This window comes from Rhodopseudomonas sp. B29, from assembly GCF_000333455.1.
GTDB lineage: Bacteria > Pseudomonadota > Alphaproteobacteria > Rhizobiales > Xanthobacteraceae > Rhodopseudomonas.
The window spans coordinates 1-4,065 of record NZ_BADD01000066.1; the positions used below are offsets into that span (position 1 = coordinate 1).

Here is a 4,065-nt window from a genome sequence, read left to right on the forward strand (position 1 = left end):
CAATCGGCATCTCCCAATACGGAGAAATGGACTGGGCTGTTGTCGACAGGGTTCTACTGTCCCCAGGGCAGGTTCGCGAGTTAATCGCTTTTCTCAAGGGTGGCTGATCACCACCCAATCGCCTTCCCCGCGATCACCACCACCAAGATCGCGGCCATGCAGATCAGCGTGAACCGGCCGCGAGCGTTCATGATCCGGCCGGACGGCAACCGAACGCCACGACGTACGATCGGCCTGCCAGAAACGCGGCGGGCTTGTCGCGGTCTTCGGGGTGATCCCGCATGAACTTCATCACAACATCGACCAACTGCTGGCGAGTTACTTTCGGGCCAGCGCCTGGGCAATCGTAGGAGATTTTCATCCCCTCGAAATAGCCAGTGACCAGCCCCATGCACATCGCGAACTGCGGTGTCTTTTCGGATGTGCAGAAGCTGTAGAGCTGATTGCCGTTGTCGAACTCGGCCATCGCTGGAGCGACGGCGACGGCGCTGAGCATCGCCCCTGTCAAAGCCGCTTTAATCCCCATAGCACCCTCCCAACGATGTGGATTTCGTCGGCGTCGACATCCTCGCTGTCGTGCGCCTTGTTGTCCGAAATGATCCTGATCGTCGGCCGGTCGCCGCGGCGAAGTACCTGTAGCCGCTTCACCACGATCGCGCCGAATTGGTCCCGGATCGCGTAGATGCCGTCAGGCGAGGGCAGGCGGTGGCCGGTGTCGATGATCACCCGGTCTCCGGATAGGATCGTTGGCGACATGCTGTCGCCCTGGGTCTCGAGGATCTGAACCCGGCTTTCCGGGGCCCGAATCTCCTCACGCAGGAATCGCGCCGGGAAGTGCCAAGCTTCCTCTTTCACCGGGTCGGCATAGTCGCCGTTGTGCACCACTTCGCGGCCATCGACGGTGCCGCCACCGCCCATGCCGGCGCGCACGTCGATTTCTAGGATGCCGTTCTGTGGTCGCTGGTTGTTTGCATCGCCGGCGGCAGAATAGCCGAACTCGGCCTGGTCCTCGTAGAAGCCGCCATGGCTCGCGAGTGTCTCGTCTAGGTGGGAAAGGTTCAGCCCAAGAACCTGCGCAATCTTAGGCAGGTGCTTCGATTTCGCGGTTGATCCGCCTTCGATCTTCCGGACCGCCGGCTGCGATATGCCGACGCGCTCGGCCAAGTCCTTTTGGGACCAATTTTTGCGCTCGCGCGCCTGACGAATAAGTGCTCCGGGCTCCATGCCCGCGAATATATAACCGCAGTTATCGACAGTCTCGATAACAATAGTGCTTGCGTTTCGATAACAAATGTTATCTGATGCGGGCATGACCGAAACTCTCAAATCTCCGCTTCAGCGCGCGATCGACATAGCCGGGTCCGAGGCCAAATTGCCCTTCTGATCGGGTGCTCTCAGGTCGCGGTCAACAAAAGCAAGCATCGCGGCAATCCCAGCCGAAAATGGCCGTCGCGATCGAACGCGCGCTTGAAGGCAAGGTGACCCGCGCCGAGCTGTGCCCGGACATCTTCGCCGACACGGCAGCCTGACCATGACCGACGCAGCAACCAAGATCGCCACCGCTGAGCTTCTCGCGATGCTCCGGCGCAATGACGCAGCTCGTCCGCAGCTCGACTACGCGGCGGAGATCAGTCGTATCGCCGCGCAACGGCGGTCGCGGTGTCAGCGTAGTAGAGCAGAAATTCTGCGTCAGGTTGTTGGCTGCGGTTGTTTGCGATGCCGTTCAATCGCTGCGCAAGCGCGTCAATCGCGGCCGATGCGATGTGCTTGTCCCAAGCCTTCGCGCTGATGCCGATCGTTGCGATCGTGGTCATCAGCTCTTTGATGACCTCGTTCTGAGCCGAGACCAAGGCCTTCAACGCGTGTAGTTCCGCTTCGACGTTCATCCCAACCACCGGAAAAGAAGGAGCAAAATCCATGTCCGCAGTATTTGCCCGCAGGCTTGGGAGGACAACGAGAACATTCCCAAATTCCTTGGGAGGTCGTCGTGACAACGGTTGATGAGGCGTCGTCCTTGCTTCGCGAACTGGCGTCGCCTCGACGTCCAGGTGAGTACGTGAAGCAGGCCATTGAACGGGCTGCTGTCGCTGCGGGGATAGAATACTGGCGCGCCTTCGACCTCTGGTACGCGAAGGCGCGCCGCGTCGAGGAATACGAGATTGACCAAATCACCGATGCGAAGAGGCGCAAAGAGGATGCCGAAGCCAGGAGCGAATTGCGAGACCTCAGATTGCGGCTCCTGCGCCTCGAAGCGCGCATGTCTGCATCGGACGCGGACTTTCATCGCCCGGAGATTGATGCTGCTCGGGAACAGATGCGCGGATTGGGCGGAGTGGATCGCCCCGTGGCTTCGGCCGGGAAGGTGAAGCGATGAGCAACCGCGGTCCCTCTAACCACTTGACCGATGAGGAGATCGACCGGCTGCGGGCCGCTTTCGACGCGGGAAATACCGCGCGAGGAGCCGCACGCGATCTGCCTTGCTCGGCGCCGGTCGCGGCGAAGTACTTCGAGAGGTTCCGGAAGGGCTATCGCGATCCGAAGCCGCCAGCGCCGCCGAAATTCGACGCCGCCGCGCACCGCGCGTCACGCTTCTATCACTCAAACTTCGAGCTGTGAGATCTGATGCCCGCCACGTCGCCGGAAGCCATCGCGCGGAAGAACAAGCGTAAGCGCGACCGTCGCGCCGCCAAGAAGGCCGAGCGCCTGGCTGCCGTCGTCGTGCGAAATCCGAATGTGAGCCGCACCGATCCGGTGTACCGCGGCAACCTGCCGAAGCTTGATCTGCAACTCGATACGGCCGATCGACGCCGCGATTTCTTGGCCGAGGCCGTCCGCAACACCGCGGGAGCGCGAGCATGTCGGTGACAATCGAGCGCGACGCAGAGCTGTCCGACAGCGACAAGGTGCTCGGCGCGCTGGCGCCGGTGGTGTTCACCGTCGAGCTGCGCGGCTCGGTCGCCGTCGCGCTCTACAGCCACGCGATCAGCACCGGCGCGAAGGCGGAGACCGTCATCGCTGAAGCAGTAGGCGTCTATCTCGGTGAGGAAGCATGACCAGGAAGCAGAGAACGCGCCGCAAGTTGCGGCGGAAGATGCGAAGATCAAACAGGAGCTGACACGATGGGCCAACCCGCCGAGAAGATGGACGACACGCCGCACATCCCAAACGACTTCGATCTTACCGAGGCTGAGAAGCGGGCGCTGCTCGTGAACAGCCTGGTAGAGATCGAGCGCCTGACCGACGACAAGAACAAGGTCGTCGCCGACATCCGCAATAAGCGGAAGAAGTTGATCGCCAACGGCTTCACCGGGAAGGTGATCGATTTCGCGCTTCGGCTCCGCAAGCAGAAGGACGAGGACACGATCGAGCAGCGCAAGGCTGAGATCGAGGTCGCGCGGCTTCTCAATCATCCGATCGGAACGCAGTTCGACATGTTCTACGACACGCCGGACCGCACGCCAGAGGTCGAGCGCGCCGCAGCGCTTGGCTTCACGGCCGGCGCGGCTGGACAGACGTGCCAGAGCCCCTATGGCGCCGGCTCCGAGTTCGATCAGGTTTGGATCGAGAACTGGCATAAGGGCCAGGCCACGATCACCAGCGCCTTCCGGAAGCTCGAGGCCAAGGAAGCCGCGGAAGCGGAAGACGACGCCGAAGGCGATGAGGATTGAGCCATGACCGATCCGGTCACCATCATCGTCGCCGGTGATCCGCAAGGCAAAGGGCGCGCTCGCGCCTTTCGCCGCGGTAACTTCATCGGCCACTATACCCCGGAAAAGACCCGCACCTATGAGGGCATCATTCGCTCTCTGGCGATGGACGCGATGAGCGGGCGACTACCGATCGAGGCTCCGGTCGAAATTGATCTGTCGATCATCTTCGCGGTGCCGGCGTCGTGGTCTCAAAAGAAGCGGGCGCAGGCCATCGCTGGCGAGATCAAGCCAGCGAAGAAACCGGACGCCGACAACGTCATCAAGGCGTTCACCGATGCGATGAACGGGGTCGTGTTCAAGGATGATGCCCAGATCGTAGCCGGCCGTTTCGCCAAGCTTACGGGCCGGCGGCCGT

9 protein-coding genes are annotated in these 4,065 nt (G+C 61.7%); 6 read left to right on the forward strand and 3 right to left on the reverse strand.

The annotated features are described in order from the left end of the window. Window positions 1–187 precede the first annotated feature (187 nt). The 3 genes from I5M_RS02275 to I5M_RS02290 form a co-directional block, all read right to left on the reverse strand. The gene (locus tag I5M_RS02275) at window positions 188–526 is read right to left on the reverse strand and encodes a Rap1a/Tai family immunity protein (RefSeq protein ID WP_148287809.1); all 339 of its coding nucleotides are present in this window, start codon (window positions 524–526) and stop codon (window positions 188–190) included. Then, window positions 505–1,311, reverse strand: coding sequence for a LexA family transcriptional regulator (locus I5M_RS30830; RefSeq protein WP_083909486.1), 807 nt, complete (start codon window positions 1,309–1,311; stop codon window positions 505–507). The genes I5M_RS02275 and I5M_RS30830 overlap by 22 nt, the downstream gene beginning before the upstream one ends. A 317-nt stretch (window positions 1,312–1,628) precedes the next feature. Then, a complete protein-coding gene (locus I5M_RS02290) occupies window positions 1,629–1,886 on the reverse strand; it encodes a hypothetical protein (RefSeq protein WP_022719915.1) in 258 nt (85 codons plus the stop codon). A gap of 101 nt (window positions 1,887–1,987) precedes the next feature. Here I5M_RS02290 and I5M_RS02295 point away from each other — a divergent pair, with 101 nt between their 5' ends. From I5M_RS02295 to I5M_RS02320, 6 genes are all read left to right on the forward strand, one after another. Further along, a complete protein-coding gene (locus I5M_RS02295; protein ID WP_148287810.1) occupies window positions 1,988–2,374 on the forward strand; it encodes a hypothetical protein in 387 nt (128 codons plus the stop codon). After that, on the forward strand, window positions 2,371–2,616 hold the full coding sequence (locus tag I5M_RS02300) for a hypothetical protein (RefSeq protein ID WP_022719917.1): 246 nt from the start codon (window positions 2,371–2,373) through the stop codon (window positions 2,614–2,616). The genes I5M_RS02295 and I5M_RS02300 overlap by 4 nt, the downstream gene beginning before the upstream one ends. 6 nt (window positions 2,617–2,622) lie before the next feature. Continuing rightward, the gene (locus tag I5M_RS02305; RefSeq protein ID WP_022719918.1) at window positions 2,623–2,865 is read left to right on the forward strand and encodes a hypothetical protein; all 243 of its coding nucleotides are present in this window, start codon (window positions 2,623–2,625) and stop codon (window positions 2,863–2,865) included. Further along, window positions 2,856–3,053, forward strand: a complete 198-nt coding sequence (locus I5M_RS02310; protein WP_022719919.1) for a hypothetical protein — start codon at window positions 2,856–2,858, stop codon at window positions 3,051–3,053. Before I5M_RS02305 ends, I5M_RS02310 begins: the two co-directional genes overlap by 10 nt. Before the next feature lie 66 nt (window positions 3,054–3,119). Next, window positions 3,120–3,668 carry a GapR family DNA-binding domain-containing protein gene (locus tag I5M_RS02315; RefSeq protein ID WP_022719920.1) on the forward strand — a complete coding sequence of 183 codons (549 nt, stop codon included), beginning with the start codon at window positions 3,120–3,122 and terminating at the stop codon, window positions 3,666–3,668. A gap of 3 nt (window positions 3,669–3,671) precedes the next feature. Beyond that, window positions 3,672–4,065, forward strand: a 394-nt coding sequence (locus tag I5M_RS02320) for a RusA family crossover junction endodeoxyribonuclease (RefSeq protein WP_022719921.1), incomplete at its 3' end; no start/stop codon positions are given.

Bases quoted from the DNA above. Each gene is read 5' to 3' on its own strand.
- I5M_RS02275 (WP_148287809.1), bottom strand. From the start codon at position 526: ATGGGGATTAAAGCGGCTTTGACAGGGGCGATGCTCAGCGCCGTCGCC.
- I5M_RS30830 (WP_083909486.1), bottom strand. From the start codon at position 1,311: ATGCCCGCATCAGATAACATTTGTTATCGAAACGCAAGCACTATTGTT.
- I5M_RS02290 (WP_022719915.1), bottom strand. From the start codon at position 1,886: ATGAACGTCGAAGCGGAACTACACGCGTTGAAGGCCTTGGTCTCGGCT.
- I5M_RS02300 (WP_022719917.1), top strand. From the start codon at position 2,371: ATGAGCAACCGCGGTCCCTCTAACCACTTGACCGATGAGGAGATCGAC.
- I5M_RS02305 (WP_022719918.1), top strand. From the start codon at position 2,623: ATGCCCGCCACGTCGCCGGAAGCCATCGCGCGGAAGAACAAGCGTAAG.
- I5M_RS02310 (WP_022719919.1), top strand. From the start codon at position 2,856: ATGTCGGTGACAATCGAGCGCGACGCAGAGCTGTCCGACAGCGACAAG.
- I5M_RS02315 (WP_022719920.1), top strand. From the start codon at position 3,120: ATGGGCCAACCCGCCGAGAAGATGGACGACACGCCGCACATCCCAAAC.